The sequence below is a fragment of the Cupriavidus sp. BIC8F genome (assembly GCF_032465815.1).
Lineage (GTDB): Bacteria > Pseudomonadota > Gammaproteobacteria > Burkholderiales > Burkholderiaceae > Cupriavidus > Cupriavidus necator.
In genome coordinates this window covers 2,499,051-2,516,628 of sequence record NZ_CP136095.1, presented here as the reverse complement: position 1 = coordinate 2,516,628, position 17,578 = coordinate 2,499,051, and the positions used below count along the sequence as shown (strand labels likewise).

The window sequence follows — 17,578 nt, the reverse complement described above, 5'->3', positions numbered from 1 at the left end:
AAAGTATTCAGAGGAGCAGCGCAATGAGCGGTTTGATGGCAGGCAAGGTCGCCCTGGTGACGGGCGCAGGTGGTGGAATCGGGCGCGGCATCGCGCTGGCACTGGCCGCCGCCGGCGCCAAGGTGGTGGTCAATGACCTCGGCGTGTCGATGACCGGCGAGGGCGGCGACGCCGGCCCCGCTCAGCGCGTGGTGGAGGAAATCCGCGCCGCCGGCGGCGAGGCCGTGGCCAATACCGACAGCGTGTCGACCTGGAACGGCGCCAATGCCATCGTGCAATGCGCGCTGGACAACTTCGGCCGCATCGACGCCGTGGTCAACAACGCCGGCAACCTGCGCGACCGCATGTTCTTCAAGATGAATGAAGAAGAATGGCGCTCGGTCATTGACGTGCACCTGCACGGCACCTTCTTCGTCAGCCGCGCCGCGGCCAACTACTTCAAGGACCAGGAGAGCGGCGCCTACGTGCACATGACCTCCACCTCGGGCCTGATCGGCAACCTGGGCCAGGCCAATTACTCGGCGGCCAAGCTGGGCATTGCCGCGCTGTCCAAGTCGATCGCGCTGGACATGCAGCGCTTCAACGTGCGCTCGAACTGCATCGCGCCGTTCGCCTGGAGCCGCATGACCAGCTCGATCCCGGCCGAAACGCCGGAAGAGAAGGCACGCGTGGCCAAGCTGCAGAAGATGGAAGCCGGCAAGATCGCGCCGGTGGCGGTCTACCTTGCCAGCCCGGCCGCCAGCGAAGTCAACGGCCAGATCTTCGCGGTGCGCGCCAACGAGATCATCCTGATGAGCCAGCCGCGCCCGGTGCGCTCGGTGCATATGAGCGAGGGCTGGACGCCTGAGACGGTGGGCGAGATCGCCATGCCGGCCATGCGCAACAGCTTCTTCAAGCTGGAGCGTTCGCCCGACGTGATCAGCTGGGACCCGATCTGATGGCGGGCAGCCAGGCCCCGACGCACGGCGCGCTTGCCGGCGTGCGGGTGCTGGACCTGTCGCGCATCCTGGCCGGTCCCTGGTGCGCGCAGAACCTGGCGGACCTGGGCGCCGAGGTCATCAAGGTGGAGCGGCCCGGCGCGGGCGACGACACCCGTTCGTGGGGGCCGCCCTGGCTGCCCGGCGCGGACGGGCAGCCGTCGCGCGACGCCACCTACTTTGCCGGCGCCAACCGCGGCAAGCAGTCGGTGACGCTCGATATCGCCAGCCCGCAAGGGCAGGAGATCGTGCGCGAACTGGCCGCGAAGTCGCAGATCGTGCTGGAGAACTACAAGGTCGGCGACCTGAAGCGCTACGGGCTGGACTATGAAAGCCTCAAGGCGATCAACCCGTCGATCGTCTATTGCTCGATCACGGGCTATGGCCAGACCGGCCCGAGCGCGCACAAGCCCGGCTACGACTTCATCTTCCAGGGCCTGGGCGGCCTGATGAGCGTCACCGGCGAGCGCGACGACCTGCCCGGCGGCGGGCCGCAGAAGGTGGGCGTGGCGGTGGTCGACATGCTTACCGGCATGTATGCCACCGTGGCGGTGCTGGCCGCCTTGCGCCATGCCGAGCGCACCGGCGAGGGCCAGCATATCGACATGGCGCTGCTCGATGCGGTGGTGGCGGTCGGCGCCACGCCGATCATCGCCCAGCGCGTGACCGGCAAGGCCATGCCGCGCTACGGCAACGCGCACGCCAACATGGTGCCCTACCATGTGTTCGCCACCGCCGACGGCTACATGATCGTGGCGGCCGGCAACGACGGGCAGTGGCAGGCGTATTGCCGCGGCGTCGAGCGTCCCGACCTGGCCGCCGACGAGCGCTTTGCCACCGGCCCCGGCCGCATCATCCATCGCGACACGCTGGTGCCGCTGCTTGAGGCGCATATGCGCACGCGGCCGACGGCGCACTGGGTGCAGGCGCTGGAAGCGCAGGGCATCCCGTGCGGGCCAATCAATGACTACGGCCAGGTGCTGGACGACCCGCAGGTGCGGCATCGCGAGCTGCAGGTCGACCTGGTGCGCGACGATGGCAGCCTGTGCCCGACCGTCAAGAGTCCGCTGCGGCTGTCGGCAACCCCGGTGCAATATGACGCACCGCCGCCGCGACTTGGCGAGCATACCGGGCACGTGCTGGAAACGGTGCTGGGTATGTCGGCCGAGCGCATCGCCAGGCTGCGCGAGCAAGGCGTGGTCTGACTGGTGACGGGTGCCTGGCAGGCAACTGCCGGGCACCGCCTGCTTCCGGTCGGATCACCAGGCCTCTGCACAAATTCCCCCCATCGCCTAGGCTGTCTGGGTAGCGGCCCGAACCGCGATTCCCGGTTCCCCACAGGAGACAGCCATGAACGAAGAGACCTTCAACCTCAGCATCCGCAAGTTCCTGAAGGTGGTCGGCGTCAGCTCCCAGCGCGAGATCGAACAGGCGATAGCCAGGGCAATGGCCGACGGTACCATCGCCGGCAACGAGCACTTGCCGGTGTCGGTGACCCTGGAACTGGCGGGCGTCAAGCTCCAGGCGCGCTTCGAGGGTGAAATCCAGCTTGAGTAAGGCTGGTCATGGCGGCGCTCGCCTTGGTTCTGTTTCTTGCGTGAAACGCCAAAAGGATGAGCCTGTCCGGTCCTTTTGTTGCGCAAGTTGAGCCTTCTGCACGATGGGCGCGCAGGCCCCTCTCACATATCCTTCCCGGAAACGTCGAACCAATGGGACCGGGGGGATACCATGGCTGGATGCAACGAGCGCATGCATTGCGCGGGGGGCGGGGTATGCGCAGGCCGTGCAACGCGACGTGCGCAAGCGCGGGTTGCACGTCACCGCGCGCGCCACGGGCCGCTCTGAAGCGCGGGGGCCGTTGCCATGCACGCCGCCGCCACTACGCCCGCAAGGAACATCGAGGACGCCGGCTGGAGCCTGCCGGATACGGCAGGTCGGCACGCGCGCCCCGATGATCCGCTGCTGGCGTGCCTGCTCTGGCTGGCCCGGCGCTTCCAGCGGCCTGTGGCGGCCGAAGCCCTGATTGCGGGCTTGCCGCTGGAGGCGGATCGCCTGACCCCTGTCTTGTTTCCACGCGCGGCCGCACGCGCGGGCATGTCGGCCCGGCTGGTCAAGCGCCCGCTGGACGACATCCCGGACCTGGTGCTGCCCGCCATCCTGCTGCTCGACCAGGGCGAGGCCTGCGTATTGCTGCGCCGTGACGACGAGGGCATGCTGCTGGTCTCGCAGCCGGGTTGGGGCGACGGCGAGCAGCCGGTCTGCCGCGAAGACCTGCTGGCCCGGTACACCGGCCATGCCATCTTCGCCCGGCCCGCGCACCGCTTCGAGGCGGCGGGCGATGCCGGGCCGACGTCGCCGCACGGATGGTTCTGGGGCGTGATGCGCCAGTCGTGGCCGCTCTATGGCGAGGTGCTGGTTGCCTCGCTGCTGCTCAGCCTGTTCGCGCTGGTCATGCCGTTGTTCACCATGAACGTCTATGACCGCGTGGTGCCGAATCATGCGCTGGAAACGCTGTGGGCGTTGGCCATCGGTGTAGGCCTGGTGCTTGGCTTCGAGCTGGTGATGCGCACGCTGCGCGGCTATTTTGTCGACGTGGCGGGCCGGCGCATCGATGTCACGGTCTCCGCGACGGTGTTCGAAAAGGTGCTGGGCATTGAGATGAAGGCGCGGCCGGCGTCGGTGGGCAGCCTGAGCAGCCAGCTGCATGAATTCGAGTCGGTGCGCGAGTTCCTGACCTCGGCCACCATCACGACCCTGGTCGACCTTCCGTTCGCGGCGGTCTTCATTGCTGCCATGTTCTGGGTCGGTGGCCCGCTGGCCTGGGTGCCGCTGCTGGCGGTGCCGCTGGTGATCGGCACCAGCCTGCTGCTGCAGGGGCCGCTGTCGCGCGCGGTACACGCCTGCAGCGCCTGCGCGGCCCAGCGCCAGGCCGCACTGGTCGAAACCCTGGTGGGGCTGGAGACCATCAAGACCAGCGGTGCCGAAGGTGCCGCCCAGCGCAAATGGGAGCAGGTGGTCGGGCAGATGGCGCAACTGGGGCTGCGGGCGCGGCTGCTCTCCGCCTGCGTGATCAACCTTTCGCTGTTCGCCCAGCAGGCTGCCACGCTGGTGGTGGTGGTGATCGGCGTCTACCTGATCGCCGACGACCGGCTGACCACGGGCGGCCTGATTGCCTGCACCATCCTTGCCGGCCGCGCGCTGGCGCCGCTCTCGCAAGTGGCCGGGCTGACCACCCGCTATCACCAGGCGCGCACTGCGCTGGCCGGCATTGATCGCATGATGGCGCTGCCCGTCGAGCGCCCGCCCGGCAAGCATTTCCTGCACCGCCCGCCACTGCGCGGCGAAATCGAGTTCCGGCAGGTCAGCTTTCGCTATCCGGGCCGCGACATCGCGGCACTGGATGGGGTCTCGTTCCGCATTGCCAGCGGCGAGCGGGTTGGCCTGATCGGCCGCATCGGCTCAGGCAAGACCACCATCGAGAAGCTGATCCTCGGCCTGTACACACCGGATGCCGGCACCGTGCTGGTCGACGGCGCGGAGGTGCGCCAGCTGGATCCGGCCGCGTTGCGGCGCGACATCGGCTATGTGCCGCAGGACGTGATGCTGTTCAGCGGGACGCTGCGCGACAACATCGTGATGGGCGCCCCGTACGCCGACGACGAGGCCGTGCTGCGCGCGGCGCGCCTGGGCGGCGTGAGCGATTTTGTCGATCGCCTGCCTGACGGCTATGACCTGCGCCTGGGAGAGCGCGGCGAAGGCCTGTCTGGCGGCCAGCGCCAGGCCATTGCCATTGCCCGTGCCGAGTTGATGCAGCCGCCGCTGCTGCTGCTCGACGAACCCAGCAGCGCCATGGACAACCGCACCGAGGACCAGTTCAAGGCGCGCCTGGCCTCGGCGTTGGGCGGGCGCACGCTGATCCTGGTCACGCATCGCGGCTCGCTGCTCAGCCTGGTCGATCGCCTGATCGTAATGGACCAGGGCCGCATCGTCGCCGATGGCCCCAAGGCCGAAGTCCTGAACGCGCTCGCGGGGAGGAAGCTCCATGTCGCTTCAGCCTGATCCGCAACGCATGGGGCCAGTGCGGCGCCTGATCGCGGCGCTGAGGCCGCGTGCCGACGACACCGCCTTCATGTGCGAGCGCGATGCGGCCGCGATGGCGCAACCGCGCTATTTCACGCACTGGATCCTCTGGTCCGCCCTGGTCTTCGTGCTGGTGGCGCTGGCCTGGGCCGCGCTGGCGCGGGTGGACGAGGTGGCCGTGGGCGAGGGCAAGGTGATCCCGTCGAGCCAGGTGCAGGTGGTGCAGAACCTCGAAGGCGGGATCATCGCCGAGATCATGGTGCGACCGGGGCAGGTGGTGAACAAGGACCAGCCGCTGATGCGCATCGACGATACCCGCTTCACGGCTTCATACCAGGAAGGCCGCACCAGGGACGATGCGCTGGTGGCACGCATTGCGCGCCTGAGCGCCGAGGCCGACGGCACGGCGTTCGTGGCGAGCGCGCCGGCCGATGCCGAGGGCCGCCGCTTCGTGTCCGAGGAGCGCGCGCTGTTCGAGTCGCGCAAGCGCGCGTTCGATGCCAATCTCGCCGTGCTGCGCCAGCAGTCCGAGCAACGGCGGCAGGAGCTGACCGAGAAGCGCTCGCGCGAGCAGCAACTGCGGCAGAGCCATCGGCTGGTGGCACAGGAGCTGGCCATGATGCGCCCGATGATGGCGCAGGGCGTGGTGTCCGAGGTCGACCTGCTGCGGCTGGAGCGCCAGGCCAATGACCTGAAAGGCGAGCTCGAGGCCGCGCGGCTTGCCATGCCGCGCCTGGAGGCCGCCTACCGCGAGAGCCAGCAGAAAGCCGACGAACTGGGCACGCATTATCGCGCCGAGGCCATGAAAGAGCTCAACCAGGCCAAGGCCGAACAGGCCGCGCAGAGCGCCACCAACACGGCGCTGCAGGACCGCGTCGACCGTACCCTGGTACGCGCCCCGCTTGCGGGCGTCATCAAGCAGATCAAGATCAATACCGTGGGCGGCGTGGTGCAGCCCGGCATGGACCTGCTGGAGATCGTCCCGCTGGAAGACACGCTGCTGGTTGAGGCGCGCGTGCGGCCTGCCGACATTGCCTTCCTGCGGCCCGGCCAGCCGGCGGTGGTCAAGCTGTCGGCCTACGACTTTTCGGTCTATGGCGGCTTTCCCGGCACCGTGGAACATATCAGCGCCGATACGCTGACGCCGGAGCGCCCGGGCGAGCGCCCCGAAAGCTACTACCTGGTGCGAGTGCGCACCCGCGACAACCGGCCTGGCGGCAGTGCCGTGCAGGTACCCATCCTGCCCGGCATGGTGGCCACGGTCGATGTGCTGACCGGGCAGAAGACGGTGCTCCATTACCTGCTCAAGCCCATCATCAAGACCAGGGAACTGGCGTTCCGGGAACGATAAGAGCGGGCGGTTTGCCCACGACGATAACAAGCAAGACATGGCCAGCAGGCTGGCATTCAGGACGGAGAGTGATCATGGCAACCCTGACAGGTAGCAACGGCAGCGACAGCATCAGCGGCACCACGTCCGCCGACACCATCCTGAGCGGCAATGGCAATGACTACGTCAGTGCCGGCGATGGCAACGACTATGTCGATGCCGGCAATGGCGACGATATCGTCGAAGGCGGCAGCGGCGACGACACCCTGCTGGGCGCCAACGGCAAGGACCGGGTCTTCGGCGGGCTCGGCAACGACAAGCTGTCTGGCGGCAATGGCACCGACGCGGTTTATGGCGGCAGCGGCGATGACGTGATCGGCAGCCTGGACGGGGCCTCGGCCCTCTACACCGGCGACAATGGCGGCGATACGCTGTACGGCGACGGCTACGACAGCTACGCCGACTACCTGCTCGGTGCCGGCCATGAGTCGGCCCGGCCGGGTAACGACCGCATCTATGGTGGCAATGGCGACGACCTGATCTACGGGGACAACGGCAACAATGCCGCCCTGGGCGGCGACGACATCATCGCCGGTGGCAACGGCAAGGACACCATCTACGGTGAAGGCGGCAACGACAAGATCGCCGGCGGGGCAGGCGGCGACACCCTGAGCGGCGGCAGCGGCGCTGACGTCTTTGTCTATAACGCTGTCTCCGACTCCACCGCGGCCGGCATGGATGTGATCACCGACTTCCAGCGCGGCGTGGACGACCTCGACTTGCGGCCCGTGCTGGGCGACACTGGTTTTGAATGGGGTGGCCGCCAGCCCACGGCCCACGGAGCCTGGTTCCAGCAATCGGGGGGCAATACCTATGTCTACGTTGATGTCGACGGCAATTCCGCCACGGCGGAAATGGTCATCAAGCTCAACGGCCTGCACGAACTGACCAAGTCGGACTTCGCTGGCTACGACAACCATGCGCCAACGGCAATGGCCGATACCCACGCGATTGGCGAGAACAACTCTCCGAACCCGATCACCGGCAATGTGCTGTCGAACGACAGCGACGTCGATGCGGGCAACGTGCTGGCCGTGGCCAACCCCGGCACCTATGCCGGCCAGTACGGCACGCTGACGCTCCACGCCGACGGCAGCTACAGCTATGCGCTGGACAACGGCAATGGCCAGGTGCAGGCATTGCGGCAGGGCCAGCTAGTCCAGGACACGTTCAACTATGAGGTGTCCGACGGGCAGGCCGGCGCGGCATCATCGCTGAGCATCCGGATTACCGGTGCCAACGATGGAGCCACCATCACGGCCTCGGCCAGCGAGGACAAGGCGGTGACCGAAGCCGGCGGCGCAGGCAATGCCGAAATTGGTGACGCATCTGCCAGCGGCAAGCTGACGGTCAGCGATGTCGATACCGGTGAAGCGCACTTCGCCGCGGTGGCGCCGGAGAGCCTGGCGGGACAGTACGGCACCTTCGCCTTCGACAGCAACACCGGCGCCTGGACCTACACGCTCGACAACACCAAGGCCGATGCGCTGATCGCGGGCCAGCAGGTCAGCGATTCGCTGACGGTGTCGTCCGCCGACCAGAGCGCGCAGCAGACCATCAAGGTCGACATCACTGGTGCCAACGACCACGCCACCATCACGTCCTCGGCCAGCGAGGACAAGGCGGTGATCGAAGCCGGCGGCGCAGGCAATGCCGAAACGGGCGACGCATCTGCCAGCGGCAAGCTGACGGTTACCGATGTCGATACCGGTGAAGCGCACTTCGCCGCGGTGGCGCCGGAGAGCCTGGCCGGACAGTACGGCACGTTCAGCTTCGACAGCAACACCGGCGCCTGGAGCTACACGCTCGACAACACCAAGGCCGATGCCCTGATCGCGGGCCAGCAGGTCAGCGATTCGCTGACGGTGTCGTCCGCCGACCAGAGCGCGCAGCAGACCATCAAGGTCAACATCACCGGTGCCAACGATCACGCCACCATCACGGCCTCGGCCAGCGACGACAAGGCGGTGACCGAAGCCGGCGGCGCAGGCAATGCTGAAACTGGCGACGCCTCTGCCAGCGGCAAGTTGACGGTCACCGATGTCGATACCGGGGAAGCGCACTTTGCCGCGGTGGCGCCGGAGAGCCTGGCGGGGCAGTACGGCACCTTCAGCTTCGACAGCAACAGCGGCGCCTGGAGCTATACGCTGGACAACACCAAGGCCGATGCCCTGATCGCGGGCCAGCAGGCCAGTGATTCGTTGACGGTGTCGTCCGCCGACCAGACCGCGCAGCAGACCATCAAGGTCAATGTCACCGGTGCCAACGACCACGCCACCATCACGGCCTCGGCCAGCGAGGACAAGGCGGTGACCGAAGCCGGCGGCGCAGGCAATGCCGAAACGGGTGACGCATCTGCCAGCGGCAAGCTGACGGTTACTGACGTCGATACCGGTGAAGCGCACTTCGCCGAGGTGGCGCCGGAGAGCCTGGCAGGACAGTACGGCACCTTCAGTTTCGACAGCAATACCGGGGCCTGGAGCTACACGCTCGACAACACCAAGGCCGATGCCCTGATCGCGGGCCAGCAGGTCAGTGATTCGCTGACGGTGTCCTCGGCCGACCAGAGCGCGCAGCAGACCATCAAGGTCGACATCACCGGCGCCAACGACCACGCCACCATCACGGCCTCGGCCAGTGAAGACAAGGCGGTGACCGAAGCCGGCGGTGCAGGCAATGCCGAAATTGGCGACGCCTCTGCTAGCGGCAAGCTGACGGTCAGCGATGTCGATACCGGTGAAGCGCACTTCGCCGCGGTGGCGCCGGAGAGCCTGGCGGGACAGTACGGCACCTTCGCCTTCGACAGCAACACCGGCGCCTGGACCTACACGCTCGACAACACCAAGGCCGATGCGCTGATCGCGGGCCAGCAGGTCAGCGATTCGCTGACGGTGTCCTCGGCCGACCAGAGCGCGCAGCAGACCATCAAGGTCGACATCACCGGCGCCAACGACCACGCCACCATCACGGCCTCGGCCAGTGAAGACAAGGCGGTGACCGAAGCCGGCGGTGCAGGCAATGCCGACCCCGGCGATGCATCCGCCAGCGGCAAGCTGACGGTCACCGATGTCGATACCGGTGAAGCGCACTTCGCCGCAGTGGCGCCGGAGAGTCTGGCCGGACAGTACGGCACCTTCAGCTTCGACAGCGGCACCGGCGCCTGGACCTATACGCTCGACAACACCAAGGCCGATGCCCTGATCGCGGGCCAGCAGGTCAGTGATTCGCTGACGGTGTCCTCGGCCGACCAGACCGCGCAGCAGACCATCAAGGTCAACATCACCGGTGCCAACGATCACGCCACCATCACGGCCTCGGCCAGCGAGGACAAGGCGGTGACCGAAGCCGGCGGTGCAGGCAATGCCGAAATTGGTGACGCATCTGCCAGCGGCAAGCTGACGGTTACTGACGTCGATACCGGTGAAGCGCACTTCGCCGCGGTGGCGCCGGAGAGCCTGGCCGGACAGTACGGCACGTTCAGCTTCGACAGCAACACCGGCGCCTGGAGCTACACGCTCGACAACACCAAGGCCGATGCCCTGATCGCGGGCCAGCAGGTCAGCGATTCGCTGACGGTGTCGTCCGCCGACCAGAGCGCGCAGCAGACCATCAAGGTCAACATCACCGGTGCCAACGATCACGCCACCATCACGGCCTCGGCCAACGAAGACAAGGCGGTGACCGAAGCCGGCGGCGCAGGCAATGCCGAAACGGGTGACGCATCTGCCAGCGGCAAGCTGACGGTTACTGACGTCGATACCGGTGAAGCGCACTTCGCCGAGGTGGCGCCGGAGAGCCTGGCAGGACAGTACGGCACCTTCAGCTTCAACAGCAATACCGGCGCCTGGACCTACACGCTCGACAACACCAAGGCCGATGCCCTGATCGCGGGCCAGCAGGTCAGTGATTCGCTGACGGTGTCCTCGGCCGACCAGACCGCGCAGCAGACCATCAAGGTCGACATCACCGGTGCCAACGATCACGCCACCATCACGGCCTCGGCCAGCGAGGACAAGGCGGTGACCGAAGCCGGCGGTGCAGGCAATGCCGAAATTGGTGACGCATCTGCCAGCGGCAAGCTGACGGTTACTGACGTCGATACCGGTGAAGCGCACTTCGCCGCGGTGGCGCCGGAGAGCCTGGCCGGACAGTACGGCACGTTCAGCTTCGACAGCAACACCGGCGCCTGGAGCTACACGCTCGACAACACCAAGGCCGATGCCCTGATCGCGGGCCAGCAGGTCAGCGATTCGCTGACGGTGTCGTCCGCCGACCAGAGCGCGCAGCAGACCATCAAGGTCAATATCACCGGTGCCAACGACCACGCCACCATCACGGCCTCGGCCACCGAGGACAAGGCGGTGACCGAAGCCGGCGGCGCAGGCAATGCCGAAACGGGTGACGCATCTGCCAGCGGCAAGCTGACGGTTACTGACGTCGATACCGGTGAAGCGCACTTCGCCGAGGTGGCGCCGGAGAGCCTGGCAGGACAGTACGGCACCTTCAGCTTCAACAGCAATACCGGCGCCTGGACCTACACGCTCGACAACACCAAGGCCGATGCCCTGATCGCGGGCCAGCAGGTCAGTGATTCGCTGACGGTGTCCTCGGCCGACCAGAGCGCGCAGCAGACCATCAAGGTCGACATCACCGGTGCCAACGACCACGCCACCATCACGGCCTCGGCCAACGAGGACAAGGCGGTGACCGAAGCCGGCGGTGCAGGCAATGCTGAAACGGGCGACGCCTCTGCCAGCGGCAAGCTGACGGTCAGCGATGTCGACAGCGGCGAAGCGCACTTCGCCGCAGTGGCGCCGGAGAGCCTGGCAGGACAGTACGGCACGTTCAGCTTTGACACCAACACCGGCGCCTGGAGCTATGCGCTCGACAACACCAAGGCCGATGCCCTGATCGCGGGCCAGCAGGTCAGCGATTCGCTGACGGTGTCCTCGGCCGACCAGAGCGCGCAGCAGACCATCAAGGTCGACATCACCGGTGCCAACGACCACGCCACCATCACGGCCTCGGCCAGCGAGGACAAGGCGGTGACCGAGGCCGGCGGTGCAGGCAACACCGACCCCGGCGACGCATCTGCCAGTGGCAAGCTGACGGTCAGCGATGTCGACAGCGGCGAAGCGCACTTTGCTGCCGTCACGCCGGCCAACCTGGCCGGGCAGTATGGAAACTTCACCTTCGACACCAACACCGGCGCCTGGACCTACACGCTCGACAACAGCAAGGCGCAGTTTCTCGCCGCAGGCCAGCATGTGACCGACTCGCTGTCCGTGCAATCGGCCGATCTCACCGCCACCCAGGCAATCACAGTCAACATCACCGGCGCCAACGATGCAGCAGTGAACGCCATGCCCACGGCACAGGTAGTCAACGAAGACACGCCGCTGGTGTTCAGCACCACCAATGGCAACGCCCTCAGCATCTCTGACGTGGACAACGGCAGCCATACCGTGACGCTCAGTGCGACCTCCGGCACGATCAGCCTGAACGGTTTCGCGGGGTTGCAGTTCCTGGCGGGCGACGGCGCCGCGGACAGCACCATGACGTTCACGGGCAGTGACGCGGCGATCAATGCCGCGTTGAACGGCCTGCGTTTCGTCGGTGACAAGGACTATGCGGGCGCAGCCACGCTGCAGATGCAGACCAGCGATGGCGCCTCGGTCGATAGCGACTCGGTCGCGATTGCAATCAATCCGGTCAATGACGCACCAGTGGCGGCAGCAGACGTGGTCTACGCCTCGAACAATACCAGCGGCATCCTGATCCCTGTCAGCGCACTGCTTGGCAATGACGGCGATGTCGATGGCATGGCCTTGTCGGTGATTGCGCTGGGGTCTGCCACGGGCGCGGTCAGCAACCTGGCGTTCGCGCCGGGGACCAATAACAGCTACGTCATGTTCAACACCGACAACGGGACGTCGGGCAGCTTCAGCTACACCATTTCCGATGGTGCGGGAGGCACCAGTACGGCTACCGTCACGGTCAATGTCTCATCGACCAACGGGTCGGCCGACGTGTCGCTGGCGGGCCTGAACTACCAGGCTTCCTACCTGGATGGCGGCAGCAACTCCGATGCGCTCACGGGCGGCGCCACCCGCGACGTCTTTATTGGCGGCAACGCCGCCGACACGCTCAAGGGCGGGACCGGCGACGACGTGCTGCGCGGCGGGGCGGGCGACGACACGCTCGACGGCGGCGCCGGCATCGACATGCTGGACTTCTCGGATGCGAGCAGCGCTGTCACCTTTACCCTGACCCAGAGCAGCAGCGGCACCCTCGTCAACCTGACCAGCGTCGGCCTGGACCGGGATACCTACAGCAATATGGAAGGCGTGATCGGCTCGCGCTTCAACGACACGCTGACCGGCAGCTCGGCCGGCGACGTCGTGCGTGGCGGTGCGGGCAATGACACCATCGACGGCGGTGCAGGCATCGACCTGCTGGACTTCTCCGATGCCACCGGCGCGATCTCGCTCACTTTGACGCAGAGCAGCAGTGCCACCGCGCTGAACCTGGGTGCGGTCGGCCTTGGCACCGACAGCTACAAGAACATGGAAGGCGTGATCGGTTCGGCTTTCAACGACAACCTCATTGGCTCGAGTGGCAACGACGTGCTGCGTGGCGGCGCCGGCGATGACAACCTGACTGGTGGCAGCGGCAACGACACCCTGATTGGCGGTGCCGGTGTCGACACCCTCACCGGCGGTGCGGGCAGTGATACTTTCGCCTTCCTCCGGGCCGACCCGGCCTCGGTGGACAAGGTCACCGATTTTGACCGGGCGCCCGCGGCCGCGGGCGGCGATGTGCTGGATTTGTCCGACCTGCTCTCCGGCGTCAACGTCACCTCTGCCAATGCCGGGCAGTTCATTCGCCTGTCGGAAGTCGATGGCAACACCGTCGTCAGCCTGGATCGGGATGGCAGTGGCGCGGCGGCTGCATTCCAGGACGTGGCCGTGCTGCAGGGCGTGGTCGGGCTCGATCTCAACACGCTGTTGAGCAACGGCAATATCCACACTGCCTGAGGCGTGCGATTGGTGGCGGATTCAGAAAGGGAAATGCAGGGCGGCAGTAAAGCCGGACTCCGGCGCAGCTGAAAACCATAATAAGCGGGTAGCGCACCGCTTCCCGTATCGCGCAGGCGCCGGCCGGCGCGATATGCGGCAGCGGGTGCGCCCGAGTGGGGGAAGCATGACAACGACATGGTGCCGGCTGGCACATGTACTGCTATGGGCAGCCATGGTGGTGCCGCATCACGCGGCAGCCCAGGCGCTGCGCCAGGCAGTCGAGCAAGCCGTGCATACCAATCCCGAAGTGCTGGCGGCGGGCAGCCGCCGGCTGGCCGCGGACGAGGGGCTGACGCAGGCGCGCGCCGGTTACCTGCCGCGGGTCGATGTCAATGCCGCCACCGGTCGCGTACGCCTGGACAGCCACAGCACCCGGCTGATGGGCCTGTCCGACTCTTCCTATGCCAGCCACGCGGCCGGCGTGACGATCTCGCAGATGCTGTTCGATGGCTTTGCCACCAGCAGCGATGTGGAGCGCCAGGGCGCACGGATCGACGGCGCGGCCTATCGGGTCGGCGCGACTGCCGAAGACATCGCGCTGCGCACGGTCGGCGTCTATGTGGAGGTCCTGCGGCGCCAGGAAACCGTGGTCATCGGCCTGGCCAATCTGGAGGCGCACCAGCACATCTATGACCAGATCCGGCTTGGCGCCGACAACGGGGTGCTGCGCCGCGCCGATCTCTACCAGGTCGAAAGCCGCCTGGCGCTGGCCAAGGCCAGCCTGCGCGCCGAGCAGGGCAGCCTGCAGGACGCCATGACAGCCTACTTGCGCGTGGTCGGCGCGCCGCCGGAGGCCTTGTCCAGGCCGGACTCGCTGTCGACGCTCCTGCCTGCCACCGAACGGGAGGCACAGCAGGTGGCAAATGCCAATCACCCCGCGCTGGGTGCCGGGCAGGCCGATATCGCCGAAGCCCAGGCCGGGCGTTCGCTGGCCAAGGCCGCGTTGTGGCCAAGGCTGGATCTCGAGGTCGGCGTGGCGCGCGACCGCGACCGCGTGCTTGGCACCACCGACGAGCGCAGCGTGATGCTGCGCGTGCGCTACAACTTGTTTCGCGGCAACGCCGACAAGGCGCGCATCAACGAGGCCGGCTACCAGGTCCAGGAAGCGGAGCAGAATCTGGACCGGCTGCGCAGGCAGGTGCAGGAGGCCGTATCGCAGGCCTATAACGCCCACCTGACGGCGCAGGACCGGCTGGTGAGCCTCAAGCAATACGTGGAGGCCAGCGATGCCACGCGCGTCAGCTACGGCAAGCAATTCCGGATCGGGCAGCGCAGCCTGCTTGACCTGCTGAATGCCGAGAACGAGTACTTCAGCGCCCGCACGGCCTATGTGACCGGCCAGTACAACGAGCTGGCCAGCCAGTACCGCATCCTTGCCGGCATGGGCTTGCTATTGGCGACCCTGCAGGTGCCCCCGCCCCAGACGGGGATGGTGCAGGTGGGGCAGCGGGCAGCGCCGCCGGTGGGACAGAGGTAGGGGGAGGGACGGTGCCGGGCAGTCCGGCAGCCATGCTTCAGCCGCCGGCCACCGGAGATCCTGACCCGGTCCGCATCAGCCCGGCACAGCCTCTCCCCGCAATCCCCGCATCCGATACTCTCCCGGCGCCACGCCCGTCCATTTCTTGAAGGCCCGGTGGAACGTGCTCGGCTCGGAGAAGCCAAGCCGCAGCGCCACGTCCTGCAGCGTCATGCCGGGGCGTTCCATCATGCCGATGGCCACGTCGCGGCGCAGGCTGTCCTTGATGCTCTGGTAGCCGCTGCCCTCGTCGCGCAGCCGGCGGCGCAGGGTCTGGGGCGTGAGCCGCAGCATCTGCGCCATCTGCTCCAGCGACGGCAGTTCGTGATCCAGGTGGGAGCGCAAGTGCTGCCGGATACGCTCGGCCAGGCAGCTGTTGTCGCGGTAGCGGATCAGCAGGTTGCGCGGCGTCTCGCGCAGGAATTCGCGCAGGCTGGCGGCGTCCTGCATCACCGGCAGGCGCAGGCTGGCGGCATCGAAATGCAGCACGGAGACAGGCTGGCCGTAATGCACGGCGGTCTTGAAGACGCGCTCGGTCTCCGGGCCCCCCTGTGACGGCGCGGCGCTCAGGTCGACCCGCGCCAGCGGGATATGGCCGGCGACCAGCCAGCTGAGCAGCGCGTAGGCATGGAACACGAAAGTCGATTCGGCAAAGCTGCGGCAGGCCGAGTCCGGCGCGCGTGGATGCAGCACCACGGAGGCGGTCTTGCCGTCGGCGCTGAGATGCAGGCGTGGCGCGAAGGCGTCGATATGCAGCCGGTACAGGCGCAGGCCGGCGCGGATGGCGTCTTCCAGCGTGGCGCAATGGATCAGGTTGCGGCACGCCTGCGCAAACACGCCCGGGGTCACGGGCCGGTCCAGCAGCCCCCACAGTTCATCGCGCATGACGCGGCGCAGCGTGCGGATCAGCGCCGCGTACTGGCCCTGGGTGACGCGCGCATTGGGCGAGGCCAGCAGCGCCGGTGAAATTCCGGCCCGGCGCAGCAGCGCGGCAATGTCGTGGCCCAGCCGGCGCGGGCCCAGCAGGATGTGATCCACATGCTGGATCGCAATGGTGTGGCGCGCCGAGGCCTGTGGCGCGGCTTGCGCCGGGGTGGCCGGGGCCTCGGCACAGCCTGGGGCATGGCCGTGCCCGAGCGCCGGCGGCAGTGCGCTGCCGGCGAGGTGCAGCTTGCCTGGCACGGGCGGGCGCAGCGATGACAGGACAGCGGTATGCATGGGTCTCCTCATCACGGTGACGCGTCGGCGCCGGCACCACGGAACGGCTGGTTCCGCGGGCGTTCCCGGACGTTTCGCCACATCGTCCCGCCACCTTAGCAAGCCGCGACCGCACCGCACAATCGGGATTTGCCAAAGGCTGCCTTCCATCTGAGCGATTCGGCCAATCATTTTGGCCTGTCTGGTCATTGTCCACGCACCGCAGCATCGCGCACTCTGCGGCTAATACCGATACAAGGCCGGCGCACCGGCCCGGACGGGACCAGAAACGGGGCAAAGACCCGTTCCCGCCTCAGGAAAACAATGGAGACAACAATGCAGGCAGATCGTCGTAGTGCGTTGTGGCGCTTTGGGGCCGGGTTGCTGGCCGTGGCCGGGGTGCTGGGTGGGGGTGCCGCCTTCGCCCAGGGGCAATTCCCGTCGAAGACGGTCCGGCTGGTCGTGCCATACCCGGCCGGCGGCGCCACCGACGTGCTGGCGCGTGCCATTGCCGACGGGCTTGGCAAGGCCTGGTCGCGCCCGGTGGTGGTGGAGAACCGCCCCGGCGCGAGCAGCATGATCGGCTCCGAGGCCGTGGCCCGCGCCGAGCCTGACGGCCATACCGCATTGCTGACGATCACCACCCTCGTGCAGGCGCCCAGCCTGTATGCGAAGCCGCCGGTGGACCCGGTCAAGGACTTTGCCGCGGTGTCGGAGCTGGGCACCACCAACCTGGTCTTTGCCGTGCACAACTCGGTGCCGGCCACCAGCCTGAAGGAATTCATCGAGCTGGTCCGCGCCAAGCCCAGGCAGTTCTCCTACGGCTCCTACGGCACCGGCTCAAGCGGCCATCTGTACGGCGAGATCTTCAAGGAGTCGGCCAAGCTGGACATGGTCCATGTGTCATACAAGGGTGAGGCACCGGAGCTGAACGACCTGCTGGGCGGGCAGGTGCCGGCCGCCATCATCTCGGTGATGGGCGCCAAGCCGCACAACGCCTCGGGCCGCCTGCGCGCGCTGGCCGTGACCGGCGGCGGCCGCTCGCCGCAGTTGCCGGATGTGCCGACCTTCCGCGAAGCGGGCGTTGCCGGCATGGATGGGTTGGGATGGTTCGGTCTGTTCCTGCCTGCCGCCACGCCCCGGGCCATCGTCGACAAGTACTCGGCCGACGTCAATCGCATCCTGACCCAGCCGGACATTCGCAAGCGCATGAACGACATGGGCATCGTCCTGACCGGCAGCACGCCGGATGCGTTCGCGCAGACCGTCCAGGCTGACTACGCGCGCTGGGGCAAGGTCATCCGCACCAACAACATCCGCCTGGACTGAGTTCTTCCCG

At 67.2% G+C, this 17,578-nt stretch carries 9 protein-coding genes; 8 read left to right on the top strand and 1 reads right to left on the bottom strand.

From position 1 onward, the window contains the following. Positions 1–23 precede the first annotated feature (23 nt). From RS901_RS31595 to RS901_RS31565, 7 genes are all read left to right on the top strand, one after another. A complete protein-coding gene (locus RS901_RS31595; protein ID WP_035820693.1) occupies positions 24–938 on the top strand; it encodes an SDR family NAD(P)-dependent oxidoreductase in 915 nt (304 codons plus the stop codon). Beyond that, the gene (locus tag RS901_RS31590) at positions 938–2,182 is read left to right on the top strand and encodes a CaiB/BaiF CoA-transferase family protein (protein WP_316154527.1); all 1,245 of its coding nucleotides are present in this window, start codon (positions 938–940) and stop codon (positions 2,180–2,182) included. The genes RS901_RS31595 and RS901_RS31590 overlap by 1 nt, the downstream gene beginning before the upstream one ends. Positions 2,183–2,327: 145 nt before the next feature. Further along, complete coding sequence (locus RS901_RS31585) at positions 2,328–2,534, top strand: DUF6494 family protein (RefSeq protein WP_010813946.1); 207 nt, start codon at positions 2,328–2,330, stop codon at positions 2,532–2,534. 306 nt (positions 2,535–2,840) lie between these two features. Next, the gene (locus tag RS901_RS31580; RefSeq protein ID WP_316154524.1) at positions 2,841–5,036 is read left to right on the top strand and encodes a type I secretion system permease/ATPase; all 2,196 of its coding nucleotides are present in this window, start codon (positions 2,841–2,843) and stop codon (positions 5,034–5,036) included. Continuing rightward, the gene (locus RS901_RS31575) at positions 5,020–6,408 is read left to right on the top strand and encodes an HlyD family type I secretion periplasmic adaptor subunit (protein WP_316154522.1); all 1,389 of its coding nucleotides are present in this window, start codon (positions 5,020–5,022) and stop codon (positions 6,406–6,408) included. The genes RS901_RS31580 and RS901_RS31575 overlap by 17 nt, the downstream gene beginning before the upstream one ends. A gap of 74 nt (positions 6,409–6,482) precedes the next feature. Then, positions 6,483–13,484, top strand: a complete 7,002-nt coding sequence (locus RS901_RS31570; protein ID WP_316154520.1) for a VCBS domain-containing protein — start codon at positions 6,483–6,485, stop codon at positions 13,482–13,484. Positions 13,485–13,650: 166 nt separating this feature from the next. Then, positions 13,651–15,003, top strand: a complete 1,353-nt coding sequence (locus tag RS901_RS31565) for a TolC family outer membrane protein (protein ID WP_316154518.1) — start codon at positions 13,651–13,653, stop codon at positions 15,001–15,003. A gap of 75 nt (positions 15,004–15,078) precedes the next feature. Here RS901_RS31565 and RS901_RS31560 read toward each other — a convergent pair whose 3' ends face one another. Further along, positions 15,079–16,260, bottom strand: a complete 1,182-nt coding sequence (locus RS901_RS31560; protein WP_316154516.1) for an AraC family transcriptional regulator — start codon at positions 16,258–16,260, stop codon at positions 15,079–15,081. Between the two features lie 315 nt (positions 16,261–16,575). Between RS901_RS31560 and RS901_RS31555 the strand changes: the two genes are divergently transcribed. Continuing rightward, positions 16,576–17,568 carry a tripartite tricarboxylate transporter substrate binding protein gene (locus RS901_RS31555; protein WP_316154514.1) on the top strand — a complete coding sequence of 331 codons (993 nt, stop codon included), beginning with the start codon at positions 16,576–16,578 and terminating at the stop codon, positions 17,566–17,568. Positions 17,569–17,578: the final 10 nt, after the last annotated feature.